16 protein-coding genes are annotated in these 24,192 nt (G+C 35.9%); 13 read left to right on the top strand and 3 right to left on the bottom strand.

Annotated elements, in window-relative coordinates:
* Window positions 1-105 precede the first annotated feature (105 nt).
* The 10 genes from acsn021_RS12980 to acsn021_RS12935 all read left to right on the top strand — a co-directional run bounded on the left by acsn021_RS12980 (window position 106) and on the right by acsn021_RS12935 (window position 13,978).
* Window positions 106-867 carry a YlmH family RNA-binding protein gene (locus acsn021_RS12980; RefSeq protein ID WP_184088511.1) on the top strand — a complete coding sequence of 254 codons (762 nt, stop codon included), beginning with the start codon at window positions 106-108 and terminating at the stop codon, window positions 865-867.
* Between the two features lie 11 nt (window positions 868-878).
* A complete protein-coding gene (locus tag acsn021_RS12975) occupies window positions 879-1,526 on the top strand; it encodes a DivIVA domain-containing protein (RefSeq protein ID WP_184088514.1) in 648 nt (215 codons plus the stop codon).
* Between the two features lie 9 nt (window positions 1,527-1,535).
* Window positions 1,536-2,633, top strand: coding sequence for a 3-dehydroquinate synthase (gene aroB / locus acsn021_RS12970; protein WP_184088517.1), 1,098 nt, complete (start codon window positions 1,536-1,538; stop codon window positions 2,631-2,633).
* A gap of 161 nt (window positions 2,634-2,794) precedes the next feature.
* Window positions 2,795-3,298 (top strand): signal peptidase II, encoded by a 504-nt coding sequence (gene lspA / locus acsn021_RS12965; RefSeq protein ID WP_184088520.1) that lies wholly within the window; start codon window positions 2,795-2,797, stop codon window positions 3,296-3,298.
* Window positions 3,291-4,211 carry an RluA family pseudouridine synthase gene (locus acsn021_RS12960; RefSeq protein WP_184088522.1) on the top strand — a complete coding sequence of 307 codons (921 nt, stop codon included), beginning with the start codon at window positions 3,291-3,293 and terminating at the stop codon, window positions 4,209-4,211. The genes lspA and acsn021_RS12960 overlap by 8 nt, the downstream gene beginning before the upstream one ends.
* 26 nt (window positions 4,212-4,237) lie before the next feature.
* The gene (locus acsn021_RS12955; RefSeq protein ID WP_184088524.1) at window positions 4,238-5,524 is read left to right on the top strand and encodes a DUF4143 domain-containing protein; all 1,287 of its coding nucleotides are present in this window, start codon (window positions 4,238-4,240) and stop codon (window positions 5,522-5,524) included.
* A gap of 766 nt (window positions 5,525-6,290) precedes the next feature.
* The gene (locus tag acsn021_RS12950; RefSeq protein WP_243167736.1) at window positions 6,291-6,656 is read left to right on the top strand and encodes a BlaI/MecI/CopY family transcriptional regulator; all 366 of its coding nucleotides are present in this window, start codon (window positions 6,291-6,293) and stop codon (window positions 6,654-6,656) included.
* A gap of 216 nt (window positions 6,657-6,872) precedes the next feature.
* Complete coding sequence (locus tag acsn021_RS12945; RefSeq protein ID WP_184088526.1) at window positions 6,873-8,303, top strand: NADP-dependent glyceraldehyde-3-phosphate dehydrogenase; 1,431 nt, start codon at window positions 6,873-6,875, stop codon at window positions 8,301-8,303.
* Window positions 8,304-8,505: 202 nt separating this feature from the next.
* Complete coding sequence (locus acsn021_RS12940; RefSeq protein WP_184088528.1) at window positions 8,506-9,333, top strand: DNA-3-methyladenine glycosylase family protein; 828 nt, start codon at window positions 8,506-8,508, stop codon at window positions 9,331-9,333.
* A 256-nt stretch (window positions 9,334-9,589) separates the two neighbouring features.
* A complete protein-coding gene (locus tag acsn021_RS12935; protein ID WP_184088530.1) occupies window positions 9,590-13,978 on the top strand; it encodes a 2-hydroxyacyl-CoA dehydratase in 4,389 nt (1,462 codons plus the stop codon).
* Here acsn021_RS12935 and vanT read toward each other — a convergent pair.
* From vanT to vanG, 3 genes are all read right to left on the bottom strand, one after another.
* A complete protein-coding gene (gene vanT / locus acsn021_RS12930; protein WP_184088533.1) occupies window positions 13,975-16,152 on the bottom strand; it encodes a serine racemase VanT catalytic subunit in 2,178 nt (725 codons plus the stop codon). The genes acsn021_RS12935 and vanT overlap by 4 nt on opposite strands.
* Before the next feature lie 276 nt (window positions 16,153-16,428).
* Window positions 16,429-17,193, bottom strand: a complete 765-nt coding sequence (locus acsn021_RS12925; protein WP_184088535.1) for a M15 family metallopeptidase — start codon at window positions 17,191-17,193, stop codon at window positions 16,429-16,431.
* 40 nt (window positions 17,194-17,233) lie between these two features.
* Window positions 17,234-18,283 (bottom strand): D-alanine--D-serine ligase VanG, encoded by a 1,050-nt coding sequence (gene vanG, locus acsn021_RS12920; RefSeq protein WP_184088537.1) that lies wholly within the window; start codon window positions 18,281-18,283, stop codon window positions 17,234-17,236.
* A 426-nt stretch (window positions 18,284-18,709) separates the two neighbouring features.
* On the opposite strand from vanG, the gene acsn021_RS12915 reads away from it, so the two are divergent.
* The 3 genes from acsn021_RS12915 to acsn021_RS12905 all read left to right on the top strand — a co-directional run bounded on the left by acsn021_RS12915 (window position 18,710) and on the right by acsn021_RS12905 (window position 24,089).
* Window positions 18,710-19,795, top strand: a complete 1,086-nt coding sequence (locus acsn021_RS12915; RefSeq protein ID WP_184088539.1) for an asparaginase — start codon at window positions 18,710-18,712, stop codon at window positions 19,793-19,795.
* A gap of 302 nt (window positions 19,796-20,097) precedes the next feature.
* Window positions 20,098-22,767: a cation-translocating P-type ATPase gene (locus tag acsn021_RS12910; protein ID WP_184088543.1), complete on the top strand. Its 2,670-nt coding sequence runs from the start codon at window positions 20,098-20,100 to the stop codon at window positions 22,765-22,767.
* Between the two features lie 77 nt (window positions 22,768-22,844).
* Window positions 22,845-24,089 carry a D-alanyl-D-alanine carboxypeptidase family protein gene (locus acsn021_RS12905; protein ID WP_243167737.1) on the top strand — a complete coding sequence of 415 codons (1,245 nt, stop codon included), beginning with the start codon at window positions 22,845-22,847 and terminating at the stop codon, window positions 24,087-24,089.
* Window positions 24,090-24,192 lie beyond the last annotated feature (103 nt).

Genomic DNA, 24,192 nt, shown 5'->3' with positions numbered 1-24,192 from the left:
GACTGGTTGAAAGAAAATATAATAAAGGAATGCCGCATTGGATTCTTTTAACCTGGGTTTCTGCGGCTGTATCACAGGATGTACTGAGATATAAAGGGTTTTAATATGGACAAAGATAAAGAGGAGCAGATATTGCGGAAACGCTTTATAGAACTTGCCAGAACGGCAGACAATAGAGGGTATCAGACCTATTCTGACTTCTTAAATCTCAATGAAATCAGCATATTCTATTCTTTAAGACATGAATTACCAAAAGTGAATTATTATCTTTTTGGCGGCTATAACGGCGCTGAAAGGAAAGTACTATGCTTTTACGCAGATACTGACGTAAAAGCTTTTTCAGATTATATTACCTGCATCAGGATGCTCCCGTTAAATAAAAAGTTTAGTGATGATTTAAACCATAGGGATTTTCTTGGTGCACTTATGAATCTTGGTATTGAACGAAGTCTTTTGGGAGATATACTGGTTAAAGAAAAAGAAGGCTTTGTATTTTGCAAGGCTTCTATTAGTGAATTTATTGTTGATAATTTGACAAAGATAAGGCATACCAGTATCAGATGTGAGATTCTTACGGAAGAGTTACCTGAAATTCAGCCTGATTTTAAAGAAATTAGAGGAAGTGTATCCTCCATCAGATTAGATGCCGTAATAGCTTTGGCCTTTCATACCTCAAGAAACAGTATCTTAGGTCTTATATCCGGGGGCAAGGTTTTTGTAGACGGTAGATTAGTGGAATCTAATAGTTATCAATTAAAGGAAGAGGAGACAGTTTCTGTCAGGGGATTGGGTAAATTTATTTTTAAAGGGATGGAAAATCAAACAAAAAAAGGGCGTCTATTCGTTTCGATATTAAAATACATTTAGGAGGAAATTAAATGATTACACCCATTGAATTACAAAGCAAAACCTTTAAAACCGGGATCGGTTATGATAAAAAAGATGTTGATAATTTTTTAAACGAACTTTTGATTGGATATGAAGCAATATACAAAGAAAATATGGAGTTAAATGATAAAATCAGCGTATTAAATGAGGGGATTAATTATTATAAAACCATTGAGAAGACGTTACAAAAGGCGTTAGTATTGGCAGAACAGACCGCAGAAGAAACTAAAAATGCAGCGAATCTGCAAGCTACGGCCATTAAGGAAGAAGCAAGAGTAAAAGCCCAGATGATTGTGGCAGAAGCCTCAAGTGAGTATGAAAGACTGCAACAGCAAACAATACAGTTAATCAGACAGTATGAAGCCTATAAAGCCCAATTTAAACACTTGGCATCAGCTCAATGTGAACTTTTAGAAAGTGACAGTTTTAAAATACATATTGCCAATCTGGATACATTTCTTGAGAAAACAAGTGAACAAGGGGCTATCAATTTTAGAGAAGAAGCGGCGGCAGGCATTCAGCCAGAAATAAAAGCAAATCGCATTCACTATACAGGAGAGACGGTGCAGCAGACAGATACCAGCAGGGGTTCTAATCAGGATGATTTGGAATTTTATAATCTTGGTGAAGACGAGTAGGAGAAGCTTATGAACAATATAATCACAGTGAATTATGAAGACAAGCCCATATATGACATAACGCTGGAATATAATTATAATATGTTATGCAGGGAATTAAATAAACTAGGAACTTCTAGGAAAAAAGTCTGTATTGTTACAGATTCTAATCTCAGCAGACATTACCTAAATGAATTAATAGAACTTTTAAAAGACTATGCAAAAGTAGTGGAGACCTTTACCTTTCCAGCTGGAGAAAACAGCAAGAATTTAGGAACAGTTCAGGAACTTTACAATAGATTAATACAATCTAATTTTGACCGAAAAGACTTACTGGTTGCCTTAGGTGGTGGTGTGGTAGGAGATCTTACTGGTTATGCGGCTGCCACTTACCTTAGAGGAATACAATTCATTCAGTTACCAACGTCCCTGTTAGCTATGGTAGACAGCAGTATAGGTGGTAAAACGGGAGTTGACTTTCAAGATTATAAGAATATGATAGGGGCTTTCCATCAACCTGCGGCTGTTTATATGAATCTAAGTACTTTGTATTCATTAAGTGATGTTCAGTACTATTCTGGTCTTGGTGAAATAATTAAGTATGGATTAATAAAGGATCGCAGTTATTACTCTTGGTTAAAGAAAAATATAGACAGTATTAAAAACCGTGAACCGGATAGTCTAAGAGAATTGGTTTATAAGAGCTGTAGAATAAAACAGGAAGTAGTCGAAAAAGACCCGAAAGAACAAGGGGAAAGGGCCTTGTTAAATTTTGGACATACGATAGGACATGCCATTGAAAAGCTTATGGACTTCAAACTTTTACATGGGGAATGTGTTGCAGTTGGAATGGTTGCAGCAAGTTATTTATCTTATAAAAAGAAATGGATTACCCTTGAAGAATTAGAAGATATTAAAGTGGTAATAAAAGCGTTTGAATTACCAATATCCGTTAGAGGATTGAATCCTAATGAAATATACAGAGTAACTACCCACGATAAAAAGATGGAAGGCAATAAAATTAAGTTTGTTTTATTAAGATGCATTGGCGAGGCATACATCGATATGGATGTTACACAGACAGAAATTCTTGAGTCCATACAGTATATACTTGAAGACTCATTTTAATAAATAAAAATAAATAGCTTCATATGACGGGTATTTTGATATGCAGTTGCCTGGTATTACATGTAAAAAAATGAAGAGAAAGGAATCCGTTTTGAGTTATTATAGAAAAGCTCTAAGTGGAAATAACATGTTAATGTAGTGGCATGTTATATGGTGTTTGAATGAAAAAGCTAAGGCATTTGTTTTATATTTTCTTGTTATTGGGGTTTGACCAGCTTACAAAATATCTGGTTGTGACTAAGTTAAAAGGAAAAGATCCGTTTCAGATTATATCAGGAGTACTTCAACTGAGATACCATGAAAATGATGGGGCAGTATGGGGAATCATGAGTGGTAAGATTGGGTTTTTAGTGGTACTTACTTTAGTTATCATGGCGGGAATGGTATTTTTCTATCTAAAAATACCTGCAAAGAAACAGTATGATGCTTTAAGAATAGTTCTTATATTTATTGGAGCAGGGGCAATTGGCAATTTTATAGATAGGATTCTACGTAATTTCGTGGTTGACTTCATATACTTTGAATTAATTGATTTCCCGATTTTTAATGTGGCTGATATGTATATTACCTGTTCGGCTGCTCTTCTAATTATTTTAAGCATATTCTATTATAAGGACGAGGATTTTGATTTTTTAAGCAAAAAGAAAGAAGAGGGGCATGAATAATCAGGTTTTAGATTTTTTAGTTGAAAAGGAAGATAGCGGAATCCGCATTGACAAATTTCTTGCAGAAAATCAGGAGGATCTTACTCGTTCTTATCTGCAAAAATTAATTCAGGAAGGCAAAGTATTAGTCAACAGTACAATAATTAAAGCAAATTATAAAGTATCAGATGGTGACCAGATACTTGTTACACTTCCGCCTCCAGCTGATTTGAATATAGCTGCTGAGGATATACCTCTTGCTATTATTTATGAGGATGAAGATATCATTATTATCAATAAGCCCAAAGGAATGGTTGTCCATCCGGCACCAGGTCATTATAAAGGAACTTTAGTAAATGGTTTACTTTATCATTGTAAAGAGGATTTATCTGGTATTAATGGCGTACTGCGGCCTGGTATTGTTCATAGAATTGATATGAATACCACTGGAGTTATAGTTACCTGTAAAAATGACAAGGCCCATCAATTTATAGCAGAGCAGTTAAAAGTACATTCAATTACCAGAAGATATAATGCTGTCGTTTTTCAAGCCTTTAAAGAGGAATCAGGAACGGTAGATGCTCCTATTGGAAGGCATCCTACGGATAGAAAGAAAATGGCTGTTAATCATAAGAATGGAAAGTCAGCAGTTACCAATTATACACTTCTTGAAAACTTAAGTAACCGTTATGCACATATTGAATGTTCTCTACAGACTGGAAGAACTCATCAAATACGTGTACACATGGCAAGTATTGGCCATCCTTTGCTTGGTGATGATGTTTATGGGTCAGGAAGAGTAAACTTTAATCTGGAGGGGCAGGCATTACATGCCAGAGTTCTAGGGTTTATTCATCCGACTACTAAGCAATATATGGAATTTGAAGCACCGTTACCAGATTATTTCGTGAAGCTTTTAAATAAGCTTAGGTAATTCAACTGTTCAGAAGGAGTACTATATTGAAAAGGAAACTGATAAGTAAACTTTTAAAGTGGAAAGAACAGACGGATAAAAACCCCTTGTTTATTACGGGAGCTAAGGGTGTAGGGAAAACGTATCTAGCATATGATTTTGGTAAATCTTTTTATAATAATATAGTATATTTCAATTTTGAAACAGAGCCAGAAATTTATAATAAGCTACTTAGCCAGTCTGAGAGTGATTCATATGTGCAGCTTAAAGATAGATTTAACTTTAGCGAATCAGACGAATCCCCCACACTGGCTATTTTGGATGATTTTGATTTTTGTCAGGAAAAAGATGCTTTCCTGACATTGCTTCACAAGGTATTACCGGATTGTGACTTGTTATGTATTTGTAATAATCTGCATTCTATAGAAATATCCAATTGTAGTTTTGATAAGCTTTGTCTATATCCTCTGGATTTTGAAGAATTTTTAACATCCATTGGAGATAAATGGTATATCGATGCTATTGCAGAGCACTTTGAAACCAATAAAAAATTACCTGATATAGTACATAATGAACTTATGAACTTATTAGAACTGTATTTAATGGTGGGGGGGATGCCCCTTGCGGTAAATGAATACATGAACACCGGAGGCTTATATAATGTACCCAATCAACATTCTATATTGTTAAATTCTTATTTAACGTACAATCAATCAAAAGATGATGCTGAGGCATTAAAAGTCCGCCAAATCATCGGAACAATACCGGCACAGTTATATAAGCAAAATAAAAAGTTCCAGTTTACATTGATTCGTCGGGGAGCAACGCAGACAATGTATGCAGAGGCTATTGACAATCTGGTGAGAAGTGGCTATGGGATTGCATCACCTAAGACAGAAGATATTTTACTTATGGACGGCGTTTTACAGAATATGGATGATAAGAAGAACTTCCTGGAACTTCATAATTTTAAATTATATATGTTGGATGTAGGAATCCTCAACACATTATTTAAAAAAGAACTGAATTATAAGCAAGAACTGATTCGAAAAGGAATATTGGATAATTATATAGCCCAGAGCATTATAGCAAACGGCTATGAATTGAGTTATTGGGAGTCAGCCTCTTCTGCTCGAATTGATTTTATTATTCGTAAAGATTCTAACATACTACCAATCGAAGTCTGGTCCAATGAGTATACTCGCTCAAAGAATATTAGTATTATAAAAAATAAATGCAAGCAAGTGGAGTATGCTATTAAAGTATCGACAAAGAATTTTTATTATCATAATGACGTAAAATATGTTCCATTATATGCAGTATTTTGTATATAAATATCAATACCTGAGTCTGTCAAGTCAGACTCTTTCTTTTTTGTGTAAAATTTTATTTTTAGCAATATTTATAAAAATATATTATAATTGGAAAAATCATTGACATTTTAATTCTATTTGGGTAGAATTAATTGATGGTTGTAATCTACTTTGGTAGTTTACAACCATCAATGTTAGTGGAGATTATTCGACAATAGTAGATCATTGAGTTAGCTGAATTTGTTGAATGCTACTCGTTTTAGGTATATAGGAATAAAAGAGATTACTTCGTAACTTATAAAGTCATAATTGTAAATATGACTGGTAAAAATTAGAACAGGTATAAATTTGATAAAGTTGTAACAAAAAGTTTACGAATCATTATTAATTTGTTTATTTTTCTCCAGAAAATCATTGCCTTTCTACAGTAGTAGAATATTATGTTTTCAAGTGATATATAAGCTTGATTTTAAGACCTATAGATGAGTTGTCATGGATAGGCAGATATTTTTTTACATTCATTAATTTGAATTTCATATAGATATTTTTTATTATTGTAATGCACTTCATACAATAAAAAGTGCGGATGGGAGCAAGGTTGAGCAAAAAACTATCAACCCCTTGAACGTACGCGGTCAAAAGGTCGCAGATGGGAGCAAGGTTGAGCAAAAAACTATCAACCCCTTGAACGTACGCGGTCAAAAGGTCGCAGATGGGAGCAAGGTTGAATAAAGGCTATCAACCCCTTGAACGTACGCGACCAGAAGGTCGCAGATGGGAGCTTAGGATGAATGAAATACGTCTACATGAAGGTGAATTAAATATAATGGAGTTATTGTGGTCTAATAAAGTACTAGCCGCCAAGGACATCTCCAAAATAATTAAAGAATACATAGGATGGGAAAAAAATACTACTTATACTGTTATAAAACGTCTTATAGAAAAAGGTGCAGTAAAGAGAGAAGAACCCGGTTTCTTGTGTAAAGCTCTAGTATCAAAACGAACGGTACAAAACACAGAGACAAAAGCTCTTTTGGACAAATTTTTTAATGGCTCGTTAAGCAATTTTTTTATGGAATATTTAAGAAATCAGAAATTGTCTCAGGGAGAATTACTTGAGTTAGAACGCATTATCAGCGAGCAAAAGCTATAAGTATTTATTCCTGTAACTTAGTCACATACAAAATATAATTCTTTCGTTATGATTGGTTTAACTTTTTAGAAAAGCAGTAAATATAATTAATATTATGAAAGAGATTAAATATAATATTAGCATTACTATCATACTATAATAGTGATTGTCTTATGATTATAGCTTTTACATTAGTCTAAAAAAGAGATAGACTGACTTTGCGAAAGGAGCGATAATATGACTCAAAAATATGTATTTGACCGTTCAATACTAAAAGATAATATACAATACGTGGAGATTAAATCTCCAATCGATGATTCAGTTATTGGTTTGGTGCCTGCTATGACAAAAAAAGACGTAGATTCTGCGGTCTGGATGGCAAAAGAAGCTTTTAAGGGATGGAAGAACGTACCGCTGAATGTTCGTGCGGATATTCTATATAAAGCGGCTGATATATTACTGGAACATATAGACAGACTCACAGATTTACTAATGAAGGAAGTGGGGAAAGATTATAAGAGTGCAAACTCTGAGATTAAAAGAACTGCTGACTTTATACGTTTTACTGCTGATACAGCAAAAAGTATACATGGGGAAAGTATCCAAGGTGATACCTTTTCTGGCTTCAATAAAGATAAGTTTGCAATGGTGACAAGAGAGCCGGTTGGTGTTGTTCTTGCTATTTCACCCTTTAACTATCCCATTAACCTGGCAACGTCTAAAATAGCCCCAGCTCTGATAGCGGGAAATACAGTTGTTTTTAAACCGGCGACGATAGGAAGCCTTTGCGGTATGGAGCTTGTAAAATTATTTCAAAAAGCCGGATTGCCGGAAGGCGTACTTAATCTTGTAACTGGAAAAGGAAGTGAAATCGGTGATTATGTGGTCAGTCATACGGATATTAACTTTATTAATTTTACAGGAAGTACAGAGATAGGATTAGGTATTTCAGAAAAGGTTCATATGGTTCCCTTATTGATGGAACTAGGTGGTAAAGATGCAGCAATTGTATTAAAAGATGCTAATCTTGCGTTTGCAGCAAAAAATATAATTGCAGGAGCTTTCTCCTATTCAGGACAAAGATGTACAGCTGTTAAAAGAATACTTGTGGTTGATGAAGTGGCAGATGAGTTGATAGGTTATCTGAATGAGGAAATCAGTAAGCTTCAGGTAGGAAATCCCTTGGAAAAACAAGTGGATGTAGTTCCACTAATAAGTACAAAGGCGGCTGACTTTGTAATGGAACTTATTGAGGATGCCAAAGAAAAAGGGGCAAAGTTAATTGTTGGCGGAAAACGTCAGGGCAATCTAATCTATCCTACACTTTTTGACTATGTAACTACGGATATGCGGGTTGCATGGGAAGAACCTTTTGGACCTGTACTGCCTATTTTAAGAGTAAACAGTGTGGATGAAGCGATTGAACTGGCAAACCGCTCAGAATACGGACTTCAAAGTTCAGTCTTTACAGAAAATATTACAGACGCTTTTTATGTAGCAAACCGTTTGGAAGTAGGAACCGTACAGGTGAATAACAAAACCGAACGTGGACCGGACCATTTCCCTTTCCTGGGCGTGAAAAAATCCGGAATCGGGACACAAGGTATACGGTATTCTATTGAGGCGATGACAAGAGTAAAAGCAACTGTTATAAATTTGAATCATTAATATAAATAAAATAATAGAAAAAAGAAACCATAGACAGGTCTGAGGTTTCTTTTTTTTAATTTATACCGTCTAAATGTGATATAGTAATTGAATTAGTGCAAAACGGGAAAGGAAAAATCTCATCATTTACATTCCCCTTTCTTTTACTTATAATATTTATGGTAACTATTCGTTGTAAACTTATGATATGAGGTTAATAAAATTGATTATTACATCTGAGAATTTTAATTTGGAACATATAGCAATGTCCGGGCAGTGCTTCCGTATGAATGAACTGGAAAAGGATAGATATAGTCTGGTTGCATTGGGAAAATATATAGAACTTACCCAGCTTACTTCAGACACCGTAGAGATAACCTGTGATGAGAAAGAATATGAAGAAGTTTGGAAGGACTATTTTGATATGGGATATGACTATCATAAGGTAGTGACATCACTTCTAAAAGGAAAAGATGAATTTCTTAAAAATGCTGCGGCGTATGGAAAAGGTCTGCGCATCTTGAAACAGGATGTCTATGAAACCTTAATTACTTTTATTATATCCCAGCGAAAAAGTATACCGGCTATTAAAACCTGCGTTGAGGCTTTAAGCAGAAAATATGGGCAGTGCAAGAGAAACATACATAGAAATGTTGAGTATTTTACCTTTCCTTCGCCGGAGGAGTTGTCAAAGGCCACGAAGGCGGAGCTTAGAGAAGCAGGTCTTGGTTATAGAGATGATTATATTATAAAAACCACAGATGCTATAGTACAGGAGAGAATTGATTTAAAACATTTGCAGCAGGTATCCTATGAAGAATCCATAGAGATACTAAAGACCTTATCTGGCGTTGGTATAAAGGTTGCTAATTGTGTTGCTCTATTCAGCCTTCACCATATAGAAGCATTCCCTATAGATGTGTGGATAGACCGAATACTGAACCAGGTATACCAGAAAAAATTTGATATAAATCACTATTCTGGATTTGCTGGAATTGTGCAACAATATATGTTTTATTATGCTAGATACAATTTAAAACAGATTGGATGAACTACTGATTGAAGAGATTAGACAGAGGTTCGATGAATATAATCACATAGAAACTTAGATACCTGCTTTACAAGAAACTGATTATAAATATACAGAAAGCTTATAAATGATATATCTAGTTAGAGAGTACAAAAAAATAGACCCGGCTAAGCCAACTCTATGGTCACATAAAAGCTAAAGTGTATGATTTATGTTTTCCTGTCCATAATAAATAGATAGTACAGAATATGGATATTAAAACATAGGAGATTACCGAATGAGCATATATAGAATTGGTCTGGACATAGGCTCCACTACGATTAAAATAGCAGTATTAAACGAAAAGAATCAATTAATTTACAGTGAATATAAGAGACATCTATCGGATATCAAAAATACGATTATAAAGGTCATGACGGATTGCTATAAGACACTGGGAAACCACCCCTGCTTGATTAACACGACAGGCTCCGGTGGTTTATCCGTGTCAAACTGGCTTAAGCTGAATTTTGAACAGGAGGTCATAGCCTGTACAAAGGCTGTGGAAACGCTGATTTCTCAGGCAGAGGTAGTTATTGAGCTGGGGGGAGAAGATGCCAAAATAACTTACCTAAAAGGCAGTGTTGAACAACGTATGAATAATAGCTGTGCCGGTGGTACAGGAGCCTTTATTGACCAAATGGCTGCTTTATTAAATACGGATGCGGCAGGCTTAAATGAGTATGCCAAAAATTATAAAGTGTTATATCCCATTGCATCCCGTTGCGGCGTTTTTGCTAAAACGGATATTCAACCCCTGTTAAATGATGGTGCCAGAAAGGAGGATATTGCTGCCTCAATCTTTCAGGCAGTCGTAAATCAGACTTTAGGCGGGCTTGCTTGCGGTAAGCCAATACGGGGGAGAGTTGCATTTCTAGGGGGTCCTCTATACTTTCTTTCTGAACTTAGAAAGAGATTTATAGAAAGTCTTCATCTGATGGATGAAGAGGTAATTATTCCGGATAATGGTCTTTTGTACCCGGCGATAGGTGCAGCTCTCTTAGCAGGAGAAAAAGGACAAAAGCCAAAGTACCACGAAGGGAAAGAAACATCTATGGCTAAAACATCCTGCAAGGAAAAAGATTTTAATTCTGAAGAGGGTGTCAGTCCGGTTGAAATTAATACAATGATTCATGAAATTCAGGCTTTAAAGGAAATGAGAGAAGATATTAAGGTTTTACCTCCTTTGTTTGCTTCTGAGAAGGAATATGAAAAATTTAAATTACGCCATAGTCAGAGTAAGATGCGAGAATTTGATTTAAGCAGTTATACAGGTAATACTTTCTTAGGGATTGATGCAGGTTCAACAACCACGAAGGTTATACTGCTTGGAGAAGAGGATGAAATATTATACCAGTTCTATGGAAGCAATCAGGGAGAGCCTTTAAAGAAGGCGGCAGAAATCCTAAAAGATATATACAAAAAGCTACCGGTTGGTGCAGTTATAAGGAAAAGTACTGTCACTGGTTATGGAGAGGAACTATTAAAAGCTGCCTTTCATGTGGATATGGGAGAGATAGAGACCATAGCACATTATAAAGCAGCGGAATATTTTCTTCCAGGTGTGGACTTTATACTGGACATTGGCGGACAGGATATGAAGTGTTTACGAATTAAGAATGGAACGATAGACAGTATTCTTTTAAATGAAGCCTGTTCCTCCGGTTGTGGTTCCTTTCTGGAAAGTTTTGCTTCCTCTATGAATCTGGATATTAAGGAATTTGTTAAGCTTGGGCTGTTTGCAAAAGCTCCGGTAGATTTAGGCACGAAATGTACCGTTTTTATGAATTCCAAAGTGAAACAAGCACAAAAAGAGGGAGCTGCTATCGGAGATTTATCCGCAGGCTTATCCTATTCGGTAGTCAAAAATGCTATTTATAAGGTGATAAAGATTCGCGGTGAAAAAGATATGGGCAGGCGTATGATAGTCCAAGGTGGAACCTTTTATAATGATGCGGTGTTAAGATGTTTTGAATTGATTACAGAAAGAGAAGTGGTAAGACCGGAAATAGCGGGTTTAATGGGAGCTCTTGGTGCAGCTTTATTAGCAAAAGAAAAATATTTAGCTGATTCAGAATCGAAAACCACATTGGTTGGGGAAGCGTATCTACATTCTTTTGCAATGGATACATCCTATGAAAGATGTAAAAAATGTACCAATCATTGCCTGTTGACTGTAAATGTATTCTCTATTGGCGATACTTTTGTAAGTGGAAATCGCTGTGAGCTGGGAGCTATACTGCCAGCCAAGACAAGTAATTACTTAAAGATTAGTAATTACAAAAAAGCTGATACTGCCAAAGAAGCTGGGGAGGATATCTTTCAGGCAGCGGAAAAGCTGCCTGATTTATACACTTACAAATATCAAAGGTTGTTTTCCTATACTCCGCTTAAGGAAGAAGAGGCCATACGTGGTGTAATTGGGATGCCCAGGGCTTTGAACATGTATGAAAATTATCCTTTTTGGTTTGCTTTCTTTACCAGTTTAGGTTTTCGAGTATTGTTATCTTCACCTTCCACTAAAAAGCTTTATGAAAGAGGTCTCGAAACCATACCTTCTGATTCAGTTTGCTATCCGGCAAAACTTTGTCATGGTCATATTTTTAATTTAATGGAGAGAGGTATTAACACTATCTTTTATCCTTCCGTAGTTTATGAAAAAAGAGAATATGAAGATGCGGATAATCACTATAATTGCCCCATTGTTATATCTTATTCTGAAGTTACCAGAAACAATATAGAAGAGGTAAAGGGAGTTAAATATCTGGCACCTTTCATCACCATGAACAATGACAAAGCCTTAGAAAAGGCAATGGCAGAAGCGTTAATGGAATACAAGATAACCGTAGAGGAGATTAGGAGTGCTGTAAAAACTGCTAGAGGGGAATTAGAACGATTTAAAAAGGATATTAGACAAAAGGGAGAAGATACACTAAAGTTTTTAGCGGCGAATAAAAAAAGAGGTATTGTGCTTTGTGGTAAGCCATACCATTTAGATCCGGAGGTTCATCATGGTATTCCGGAACTGATTCGTTCTTTTGGTTTTGCTGTTTTGACAGAAGACAGCATCTCCCATATGGCTCCTTTAAAACAAAAACTTAGGGTAGTAGACCAGTGGTCTTACAATTCCAGAATATACAGAGCAGCAGTAAAAGTAGCAGAGGAAGAATGCCTTAATTTGATACAACTGAATTCTTTTGGGTGTGGCTTAGACTCCGTAACTTCGGATCAATTAATTGAAATTTTAGCTGCCTCCGGAAAAATTTATACCATGTTAAAGATAGATGAAGGCAATAATCTGGGAGCTGTAAAGATAAGAATTCGTTCGTTAAAAGCCGCAATCGAAGAGAGAGAAAAGGAATCCTATACGCCCTTTAAAGAGGTTATAACCTATAACAATCCTATTTTTACCAATGAAATCAGAAAAACACACACCATTTTGGCACCTCAGATGGCACCGATTCATTTTGAGCTGATACAAGAAGCAGCAAGGGCATGTAATTACCGTCTGGAGATTCTGCCGTCAGCCGACCAGCTGGCAATTGATGAAGGTCTTAAATATGTGAATAATGATGTATGTTATCCAGCTATTCTGTTAATAGGGCAGATTGTTCATGCTCTAAAGTCAGGCAAATACGACTTATATAATACTTCTGTAATCATCTCTCAGACCGGAGGAGGGTGCAGAGCTACCAACTATATGTCGTTTTTAAAGCTTGGCTTAAAGCAGGCAGGTTATGAGAATATACCTTTAATATCATTAAATATAGTGGGATTAGGGGAACAGCCAGGATTTAAGATATCTGTTGGGTTCGCCAACCGGCTTATTATGTCACTGCTATACGGTGATTTGTTTATGAAATTACTCTATGGTTCAAGGCCATATGAGAAGGAAAAAGGTGCTGCCTATGCGCTGTATCAAAAATGGAATGAGGTAGCAAAAGAAAATGTCAGAAATGGAAGCAAAAGGATTTTTGACAAAAATATAAAAAATATAGTACAGGATTTTGATCATTTAACGATACACAATGTAAAAAAACCCAAGGTTGCCATAGTTGGAGAAATACTCGCTAAGTATCATCCAATGGCAAATACAGAAATAATAAAAACATTAGAAGAGGGTGGCGCAGAAGTAGTTCTCCCGGATTTAATGGATTTTTTCCTCTACTCCTTATACAATGCAGATTTTAAATACAAGTACCTTGGAGGTAGCAGATTAAAGAAAAGACTAAGTGAATTAGCAAGGACTTATCTTTCTTATTACCGTAAAACGATTCACCAGGAGTTACAAAAAAGCAGACGGTTTTCACCGCCTGCCTCCATCGATATATTAGCTAGAAAAGCTTCTGAGGTTTTATCTCTTGGCAATCAAACAGGGGAAGGATGGCTGATTACAGCGGAGATGATTGAATGCATAGAGAATGGTATACCCAATATTTTATGTGTTCAGCCTCTTGCCTGTTTACCGAATCATATTACGGGCAGAGGTATGTTTAAGCCCTTAAAGGATAGGTATCCAATGGCCAATATTATGCCAATTGATTATGACCCGGGAATATCTCAGGTCAATCAGTTAAACCGCGTAAAATTAATGCTTTCTGTAGCTTTAAAAAATAATTCGCTTTAAATAAATACACGTTTTAAACGTTCACTCAGCCGGCTTAGTAATTCATTTGTTATAGTTCCACATTCTGCGGCAACTTCCTCAGCTGTGATTGTAAGTTGCCCGTCAGTGCCGATAATGGTTACTACATCATCTTGACCAATATTTGGAATCCTGGTTATATCAATCATAAGCTGATCCATACAAATTCTTCCCACTATGGGAGCCTTCATTCCTTTTATAAGAAGGCTCCCGTTGTTTAGATTTCTTGGGATACCATCAGCATATCCAATGGAAACTACTGCAATCACCATGGTATCAGGAGCTGTAAAATCTCTTCCATAACTTACGGTTTCACCTTTTTTTATTGATTTCACAGTAACAACCCTTGCTTTTAAGGAAAGTACGGGCTTTAGTGAGACCTTTTCTTTAAGCATTTTATCGGGGGCGCTTAAAACTCCATAAAGAGCAATACCTATTCGGGCATAGTCACAAGCTAATTCCGGATAATTCAGAAGCCCGTAACTACTTTGTATATGAATTTTACCGGTATCAATACCTTTTTCTTCTAATTTATCCATTGTATTAAAAAAACTGCTGATTTGGGTCTGTGTAAAGGTTATATCTGCTTCCAGGTAACTGTCGGACACACTTAAGTGGGAGTAAATACCTGTAATCTTAAGACCTGCTAGATGATAGATTTCCTCTATATTGTGCAGATTTTCAAAACTTTCCCCAAGACGGTGCATACCGGTGTCAATCTTTATATGAACTTTAATACGACTGCCAAAGGTACTTAATGTCCGGGCGTAATCATAATCAACAATTGTTTGAGTCAGATTATATTTTACCAAATATTTAAAGTCTTTGGGATGGGTATAACCAAAGACTAGAATATCCCCTTTTATCTTATGCTTTCTTAAATGTATTGCTTCTGCAATGGTGGCGACGGCAAAAGTAGAGATACCCATTTTATTTAATTCTCTCGACACTCTTATATCCCCGTGTCCATAAGCATTTGCTTTTACAACCCCCATAATATGACAGTTATGTGGCAGCAAGGAGGTAAGCACTTGTACATTATGGTGCAGATTATTTATAGAAAGCTCAAGCCAGGCACGGCTTTTTGGATAAGGCATTTCCTTATTTAACAAAAGTCGGCAGTAAAAACAGAACACAGCAACCAAATAGGAGAGCAGAGATACTGACAAAAAATGGATAACACTATTAGTTATAAATAAATATTCCAGACCCGTTACTTTGGAAAAACCTCTTATCAATATAATGCCTAAAGGGTGGAAGATATAGATAACCATAGAGATAAATCTCAAATCTTTGCTTCTTACAGGACCCATAAAATTCAGAAGCCAATAACCTTTTAAGTTTTCTGAACATACTCTCATGGATAATAGGGTTTGGAACAAGTAATACATAACGGGCAGTAGAGTTACGTACATACTATCGTGGCGCTGTATATCAAATGTATGAAGCAGAAGCCCCTCGCAAGTCATTAATAGCAAGGATAGGATAAGTCCTATCCTTGGGTTTCCTTTCATTACATTTCGTTTGTTTATTGCAAGGACTGCACCAAGCATGAGAAATACAGGTGCATAGAATAAACCATTTCTAGTATACTCAAAGATTACAAATAAGAATTTATATAGGCTGTTTATGACAGGAATTCCTTCTATGAGTCCAAAATAACTATCACCAAGTAAGCCAAAACAATATAGAATCAAGGTTGTCCCTAAGACCGTTTGTGGCTTAACATGGTTAAGTAACAGCCATAGTAATAAAATACCTGTTATAGCTCCGGGGAGATACCATAGATGATAAAAGGTTCCGTTAAGAAAAATATCCTGTATAATTGTTAGAATACCTGTTTCCTTAAAATAACCATTGTAAACCATTATGGGAAGATATAGTAGTATTGCAAAGCCGTAAAGCTGACAGGTTTTTTTTAGAAATGATATTATCTTATAACGACCATCAGTTTTTGAGTGTATATAAGTAGGTAATATAAAATATCCGGTAACCATAAGGAAAAAGGGGACAGCAATCCTTGCAAAAATACGAGTTACAATAAAATCCGCCGTGGAGTTTATGGAAGCCAAAGGTGAGGTATGTATGGCAACTATTAAAAAGGCTCCAATTATTCTGAAAAAATCCAGTGTAATATATTCATTTCTTTTTTGCATTTAAACTCCCGTCTGTGTGCAAAGCACACATGAAAATCAAGATGTTAAAAATCTTTTAACTTAAACTCCCATCTGTTGTCCAGTGTTTATAGCACTTGCTCGTGTAAAAATCAGGATGTTGAAAAAGTATCTTGTTTTTTCATCCTAGCTCCCATTGCATGCCGATTTGTTAAAATTCGGCTCCGCCTTAAATCAGGGTGTGAGTTTACTTTTCATTTCACACGAATCTTCACTGCCGCAACATAGGTTAAAGTTTTGCGGCTTCTTTTTAGTCGATTAGCCTGCTGTTTTGAGGGTAAGTATAAAACCATCAAAGTTATTGCCTGAGACCTGATAAGGCAAGTCTTTTGGCAAATCTAGGGTTATTTCATCTTTCACCATGGGAACAAAGTATATTTCATACTGTCTCTGCCCATCTTCGTAAATATAGGGTTCTTCTGTATAGATATATCTTTTAGTAAAAACCATATATTCTTCTAAGGTTTGATTGAGAGATACCATAAGTGCAGAGTGTGGATATCCCACATATCTAAAATGCCAGGGTTCATGAGCAATTCCGGTAATGGATGTTTTGTTTTTAGGATAACGTTCAATAAAACCATAATTCGCAGCTAGGTTACGAAATTTAAGACAGATTCCTTTTTTGGGGAAATTAGGTCGTATAAAGTCAATGTTATAGGAATTTTCTGCCAGGTCTATGGCAAGTCCAGTCTGGTGCTCACTATGCCCTGGATAAGCGACGTATTTTTCAGTAAACTGTCTGCCATTTTCCTGGAGGGAGTCAGTATAAATCTGTTTTTGCTCCTGACTGGAGCGATAACCACTGACAGGAACAATATCATTTCCACATGCTAATGATGTAAATATCCTGTTTAACTCTTTGGCAGCCACATAATCCATCATAACTTCTGAATCCCTGATACCTAAGTTTACTAATGTAGAGTCATAGCTGCCTTGTTTTTCTTGTATAGGATATTCTTTATTTACAAGTATTAAATTCCCTTTGTGAACATTTTCAGGTTTTAAGAGCAACTTTTTCATAAATTTCTGTTACCTTTCTAGTCTTTGTGAATAACAGTTGTTAGTCTTTAATTGCCAAATAAATAAGTTCTTTTAATATACGTGAATAATCGAACCCAATTCCTTTTAACATATTTGGATATCTGCTATGAGAGGTAAAACCGGGAATGGTATTAACTTCGTTAAAAACTAAATCACCGTTTGGTGTAAGGAACATATCCACTCTGGCAAATCCTTTGCAGCCAAGTTCTTGATATATAGTTTTAGCGGTCTCTTTTACCTGATGGGCAAGCTCGTGATTGATTCTTGCCGGCATATGAATGGTAGAAGATTTCAAGGTATACTTTTCGGTAAAATCAAAAAATCCCTGGGTCAGCTCAATTTCATCTACTTCCCCTACAATAAGCTGCTCATTCCCAAGTATTGCACAGCCTACTTCAAAACCTTCAATATTTTCTTCAATAATCACCTTATCATCATGAATAAAGGCAGCTTCAACAGCTTCCCACAAATCATCTTCTCTTAATACCTTTGTGATACCAAAGGAGGAACCAGATTTTACTGGCTTAACAAATACAGGAAATGTTAGAACATTAGTTAATCGACAGATTAAATTTTTCTCCATATCTTTGCGAATTATTACAGAAGATGGAGTTTTTATTCCTGCCATATAAACTATTTTGTGGGCTAAATCTTTATCCATACATAGAGCGGAACTTAATGTACCGCAGCCAACTAAAGGAATGCCGGATAATTCAATTAGACCTTGTAATGTACCATCTTCTCCATTTTTCCCGTGAAGAACAGGGAATACGGCATCTAATTTTATGAGGGATATGCTATCCTCTGCAATCTCTAAAAGTCCCTTATCTCTGCGATCCGGTGAGAGAATCGCTTTTACACAGCTGGCATCATAAAACCAGGTGTTATTTAAAAGCTTATCAAGATTTCCATTATAGTGCAGCCACCTGCCGTCTCTGGTGATTCCTATCATGACAACATCAAATAATTCTTTATCTAAATGCGTAATTACTGCATGGGCTGATTGAAGAGATACTTCATATTCTGTTGAGCAGCCTCCGAAGATAACTGCAATGCGTTTTTTGTCCATGTGTTAATGTTCTCCATTCTTTTTTTGGGATTATGTATATATTGTGCCGCAGAATTTGTATTTTTACACCAATTGCATATTTGGCTACAATTCCAACAGTTCAAGTATACCACCTAAATCTTTATACTTTTTTAAATTGACCTTATTAAATGTTAAGATTTACTTATGAAACTGTTACGAATATCTTGACATCTATGTATTTTTAGCATTTACATGGTTTTATAAGCATTCCTTAGGCAAGAGATTTATCTAAGGAAGAATTAATTAATTTGGAAACGTTAATAATAGTAGCATTAGACAATTGCGAAACGTGACTATAAAAGATTTAAAGAAAAGGATATATTGCAAAATTATATACTATAGCATATAATTAAAAAATTGAAGAAGTTTAAACTACAGATAATAGAAGCGGGGGAAAGATAAACTTTGAAACGGGTATTGGTATTAACAACGGGCGGAACCATAGTCAGCCTACGGTCAAAGGAAGGACTAAAACCGGGTGACGATTTAAGCCAGATGCTATTTAATAAGATTATTAGCCTGGCCGGTGAATATGATGTAACTTTTGAACCTATTTTTAATAAAGACAGCAGTAACATTATACCAAGTGATTGGTATATAGTTAAGGAGACGATTAGGAAGCATATCGATAAATATGACGGCATAGTCATCCTTCACGGGACGGATACTATGTCATATAGTGCAGCAATGCTTTCTTATATGTTCTGTAATGTAGAAAAGGCAATTGTACTTACCGGTTCCCAAATTCCTATTGCCTTTGACAACAGTGACGGTGTAAAAAATTTAAAGGATGCTATCATTACGGCTGCTGACGGACGACTTTCTGGGGTTTTTGTGGTATTTCATGATAAAATCATGAAGGGAACGAGGGTTTATAAAAGAAGTTCCATTAATAAGGATGCTTATATCAGCTGTAATTATCCCTATGTAGGTGTTATAAAAGAGAGGAAGCTCTACATAACGGATGATTATAAACGAATGCAGGAAAAGGAAGTGGATATAAAAGAAATTCTTGGAGCAAATGATATCTGCCTAAACAATCAATCCACGTCTGCTGTGGCGGGAAAAACCTTAAAAATTCCTAAAATATTCATGCTCAAAATGGTGCCGGGTTTTGAGCCGGGACTACTTGATTATATACTTAAGGAAGGGTATCAGGGAGTTATTATTGAGGGCTATGGACTTGGGGGGATGCCGGTAGCCAATATGCAGCTGCTTGAAAATATGGAAAGACTCATAAAAAGGGGAATACCTGTTATTATGGCAACTCAGTGCGTATATGACGGTGTTAATCTGGATACCTATGAGGTTGGAGTAACAGCAGGCAGGCTTGGTATACTTTCTGCATATGATATGACAACGGAAGCAGTCTATACAAAACTTATGTGGATACTTGGAATCACTGATTCCTATCCCGAAATCAAGAAATTCTTACAGACTAATATCTGTGGGGAAATAGCTGTAAAACATACAAACAATGACGAAATATAAAAAACAAAACTTAGAAAACAAAATAATTTTTGAGATTTTATTTGACAGAGATAAGACTTTTTGTTATGATATCAATAATCAAAAGGGAGTAGCTTGCATTATAAGTTTATAAAGATTGAAAAGAACTTTTAATGTTTGCGATGGCGTCAATACGATTATAGTTCTGATAAGAGTTTATCACATACGAATAATCTGCTTCGTAACTAAGTAGCAAGACTTTTGTTGTAACGTTAAGTGAGCGTTTACAATAAAAGTCTTTTTTTGTGCGCTCATAACCACTAAGAAGTTTCAGGAGGAGATTTATGACATCAATTTATCAAAGCAGTAAAAAAAATCTTTTGCAGGAGTTTCAAACAAACGAGAATGGTTTGAGTAAAGCAGAAGCGAACAAAAGAATGGAGGAAAAAGGGTATAACGAACTGACAGAAGGTAAAAAGGAAAGTATTGGGCAGATATTTTTAAGTCAGTTTAAGGACTTTCTGGTAATTATCTTAATTGCAGCAGCAACTATATCAGCCGTTTTGGGAGATTATGAAAGTTCGGCTGTAATATTTCTTGTTATTATTTTGAATGCCATTTTAGGAACGGTACAACATAAAAAAGCAGAAAAGTCATTAGACAGTTTAAAACAGTTATCAGCTCCCAATGCCAAAGTAATAAGGGACGGCGAAACTTTAATTATACCATCAAGAGAAGTTGCGGTTGGAGATATTGTTCTTCTAGAGGCAGGGGATTATATCTGTGCAGACGGACGTATCCTTAACAATGCCAGCTTAAAAATTAATGAAAGTGCACTTACCGGCGAAAGTTTAAGTGTTGAAAAAGAAGATATTATATTAGAACGTGAGGTATCTTTAGGTGACAGAATTAATATGGTGTTCTCTGGAAGTTTTGTAACTTACGGACGAGGAAGTTTTTTAGTAACAGCTACCGGTATGAATACAGAGGTAGGTAAAATTGCGACTTTATTAAAGGATACAAAAGAACATAAAACACCCTTACAGACCAACCTTGATAACTTTGGGAAAAAACTTTCCATAGTAATTTTAGCCATCTGCGCAGTTATATTTGCGGTAAATGTAATTGAGGGCTCTTCTATTATGGACGCATTTACTTTTGCAGTAGCTCTTGCTGTTGCAGCGATTCCGGAAGCACTTAGTTCTATTGTAACAATTGTGTTAGCTTTCAGTACCCAGAAGATGGCAAAAGAAAATGCAATTATCCGTAAATTACATGCAGTAGAAGGTCTTGGAAGTGTATCTATTATCTGTTCTGATAAGACCGGAACTTTAACACAGAACAAAATGACCGTTATGAATGTTTATGTAAATGATACTTTGTTACCCTTTGATAAGTATACGGTACAGTCTGCAACGGAAAATAAACTGCTGAATTTCAGTGCATTGTGTAATGACGCCAGCAATACAGGCGGAGTAGAGGTAGGTGATCCTACCGAAGTTGCTCTGGTAAATATGTCAACTATTATGGCAGGACGTTTAAACAACAGTAATTTAGAAACAGCATCTATTAGGAATCAGTACGAAAGACTTGCTGAAATTCCATTTGATTCTGACCGTAAGTTAATGTCTACTGTGCATAATATGGACAATAAACTGATTATGGTTACAAAAGGTGCTGTAGATGTTATGCTTAGTAGAATGACCGGCATTGAAATAAATGGACAAGTTAATACTATAACGGCGAAAGACAAAGATAAGATAATGAAGGCTAACTTAGATTGCTCTAAGAAGGGTCTAAGAGTTTTGGCATTCGGATACAAGTATATTGTGAACACAGAAGTTTCAATGGAAGATGAAACGGACTTTATATTCCTGGGATTAATCGCAATGATGGATCCTCCAAGAGAAGAATCAAAAGCAGCAGTGGCTCAATGTAAGAAATCTGGTATCCGTGCAATTATGATAACCGGCGACCATAAAATAACAGCGGCCGCTATTGCAGAACAGATTGGTATTTTAGAAGATGGTTATATAGCAGTGGAAGGTAGTGAAATTGACGGACTTTCAGACGAAGAATTAAAAACTTTTGTTGAAAAGGTGTGTGTTTATGCCAGAGTATCACCGGAGCATAAAATTAGGATTGTAAGAGCATGGCAGGAAAAAGGCAATATAGTTGCCATGACCGGTGATGGTGTAAACGATGCTCCGGCACTAAAACAGGCAGATGTAGGTATAGCAATGGGTATCACTGGTAGTGAAGTGGCAAAGGATGCAGCTTCTATGGTACTTACGGATGATAATTTTGCAACCATTGTAAAAGCAGTAGAAAATGGGAGAAACGTATATCGTAATATTAAAAAATCCATTAAGTTTTTACTATCCGGTAATACCGCTGGTATTTTATCTGTTTTATACGCATCCCTAGCGGGTCTGGCCGTACCTTTTGCACCCGTCCACCTGTTGTTCATTAACCTTTTAACAGATAGCCTTCCAGCTATTGCATTAGGTCTTGATTCCCACACCAAAGAGGTTATGGCAGAGGCACCAAGACAAAAGGATGAATCTATCTTAACTAAACAGTTCTTATTTGGTATATTGACAGAAGGTTTTGTAATCGGTGCTATGACAATGTGTGCTTATTATATCGGCCTAAAAAATGGTGGTGAAGCCGTTGCAAGCACTATGGCATTTGCAACATTGTGCTTGTCAAGACTTGTTCATGGTTATAATTCAAAATCAGAACAATGTATATTATTTAAAAAAGAAATAATAAATAATAAAATATTAGGTGGTGCGTTTGCAATTGGATTTATTTTATTGAACGCAGTATTGTTAATTCCTGGATTAAATCACATGTTTGAGACTGCAACTTTAAGTTTAAATCTGCTACTAACAGTATATGGTTTAGCATTATCTAACCTGTTTATTATACAATTTATCAAATTTATAAAATCAAAACTAGTAAGAACAGAAGCTGTGGCAATATCCTATACTATAGAGAGTAAATATTAAAACGATGCCTATAATTTTAGCATAATATTTTTCCTTTAAAATACAATTAAATTAAGTATAAAATTAGGAAGCCAGGAATGAAAAAGAAAATACCAGGTATTATAATATCCGTACTTATTTTGTATTTTTGCAGTATCACTCAATACGAGGCTTTACTTACAAGCTTAAACCAGGAAAAAGTGAACATCCCGATAGCCATGGAGGATAAAAATCAGCCTGATTCTAAAGTCAAATCCTCAGAACTTACAGAAACAAAAAATTTAAAATTATACGCCCAGTCAGCAGCTTTAATTGATGCTGCCAATGGGCGTGTTTTATATGAAAAAAACGGGTATCAGGAAATGCCCATGGCAAGTACCACAAAAATCATGACCTGTATCATTACTTTAGAGAAAGCAAATCTTGAGGATGTGGTAACGATATCCAAGTACGCCTCCACAATGCCGGATGTCCAGCTAAATGTAATTGCAGGTGAACAGTACAAATTAGAAGACCTGCTATATTCTTTAATGTTGGAATCTCATAATGATGTAGCAGTTGCCATAGCGGAACATGTGGGAGGCAGTGTTGAAGGGTTTGCAAAGCTTATGAATGAAAAAGCCAGAGAATTAGGCTGTGAACATACTAATTTTGTAACTCCCAACGGTTTGGATGCCCAGGGACATTATACTACAGCAGTAGAACTATCAAGAATAGCCGGTTATGCGATTCAAAATCCTGAATTTATAAAAATAACCAATACGGCCACCCACCAATTCTCAGAATTAACTAAGGGAAGAGGATTTACAGTAAGTAATAAAGACAGGTTCTTGTATATGTATAATGGTGCCATTGGAATTAAGACCGGGTTCACAAGCAAGGCTGGATATTGTTTTGTAGGAGCAGTAAAGCGAGATGGGAAAACTTTTATATCCAGTGTATTAGGCAGCGGATGGCCTCCTCACAAAACTTACAAGTGGTCGGATACAGTGGGATTAATGGATTATGGAGTTCATAATTATGAATATCGGCAGATTTTTAATGCAGAGAAAGAATTTGCACCTGCGCTTGTAGAAGATGGAAAAGAAAATTACGTAGAGCTTTACTATACAGGTGATATCTCTCTCCTTATGCGGCAAGGAGAAGTTGTTAACGTAGTATATAAGGTTCCCACGGCTATGACAGCACCTATTAAAGCAGACATGGCGGTGGGAAGTGCTAAATATTATGTGGGAGACGAATTCATAAAAGAAGTCCCCATATTAACAAAGACAGCAATAGAAAAAATTGATTTCCCATTCTGTCTGGATAGAATCAAGAATATGTTTCTCAATTTTAAGTAATACGACATAAATTTGAAATTGCGCCTTTTCAAACTTCGTATTTTTATTTATAATTAGTTCCATAGTAAAAGGGAATTGTTTTAGGGGATTGCGAAATATAAGT

This window comes from Anaerocolumna cellulosilytica (genome assembly GCF_014218335.1).
GTDB classification, from domain to species: domain Bacteria; phylum Bacillota; class Clostridia; order Lachnospirales; family Lachnospiraceae; genus Anaerocolumna; species Anaerocolumna cellulosilytica.
The sequence above is the reverse complement of the archived record's forward strand: the minus strand, read 5'-3'. Positions and strand labels throughout refer to the sequence as shown.

Excerpts from the sequence above, each read along its gene's own strand:
- acsn021_RS12980 (WP_184088511.1), top strand. The coding sequence starts at position 106 with ATGGACAAAGATAAAGAGGAGCAGATATTGCGGAAACGCTTTATAGAA.
- acsn021_RS12975 (WP_184088514.1), top strand. The coding sequence starts at position 879 with ATGATTACACCCATTGAATTACAAAGCAAAACCTTTAAAACCGGGATC.
- aroB (WP_184088517.1), top strand. The coding sequence starts at position 1,536 with ATGAACAATATAATCACAGTGAATTATGAAGACAAGCCCATATATGAC.
- lspA (WP_184088520.1), top strand. The coding sequence starts at position 2,795 with ATGAAAAAGCTAAGGCATTTGTTTTATATTTTCTTGTTATTGGGGTTT.
- acsn021_RS12960 (WP_184088522.1), top strand. The coding sequence starts at position 3,291 with ATGAATAATCAGGTTTTAGATTTTTTAGTTGAAAAGGAAGATAGCGGA.
- acsn021_RS12950 (WP_243167736.1), top strand. The coding sequence starts at position 6,291 with ATGAATGAAATACGTCTACATGAAGGTGAATTAAATATAATGGAGTTA.
- acsn021_RS12945 (WP_184088526.1), top strand. The coding sequence starts at position 6,873 with ATGACTCAAAAATATGTATTTGACCGTTCAATACTAAAAGATAATATA.
- acsn021_RS12935 (WP_184088530.1), top strand. The coding sequence starts at position 9,590 with ATGAGCATATATAGAATTGGTCTGGACATAGGCTCCACTACGATTAAA.
- vanT (WP_184088533.1), bottom strand. The coding sequence starts at position 16,152 with ATGCAAAAAAGAAATGAATATATTACACTGGATTTTTTCAGAATAATT.
- acsn021_RS12925 (WP_184088535.1), bottom strand. The coding sequence starts at position 17,193 with ATGAAAAAGTTGCTCTTAAAACCTGAAAATGTTCACAAAGGGAATTTA.
- vanG (WP_184088537.1), bottom strand. The coding sequence starts at position 18,283 with ATGGACAAAAAACGCATTGCAGTTATCTTCGGAGGCTGCTCAACAGAA.
- acsn021_RS12910 (WP_184088543.1), top strand. The coding sequence starts at position 20,098 with ATGACATCAATTTATCAAAGCAGTAAAAAAAATCTTTTGCAGGAGTTT.
- acsn021_RS12905 (WP_243167737.1), top strand. The coding sequence starts at position 22,845 with ATGAAAAAGAAAATACCAGGTATTATAATATCCGTACTTATTTTGTAT.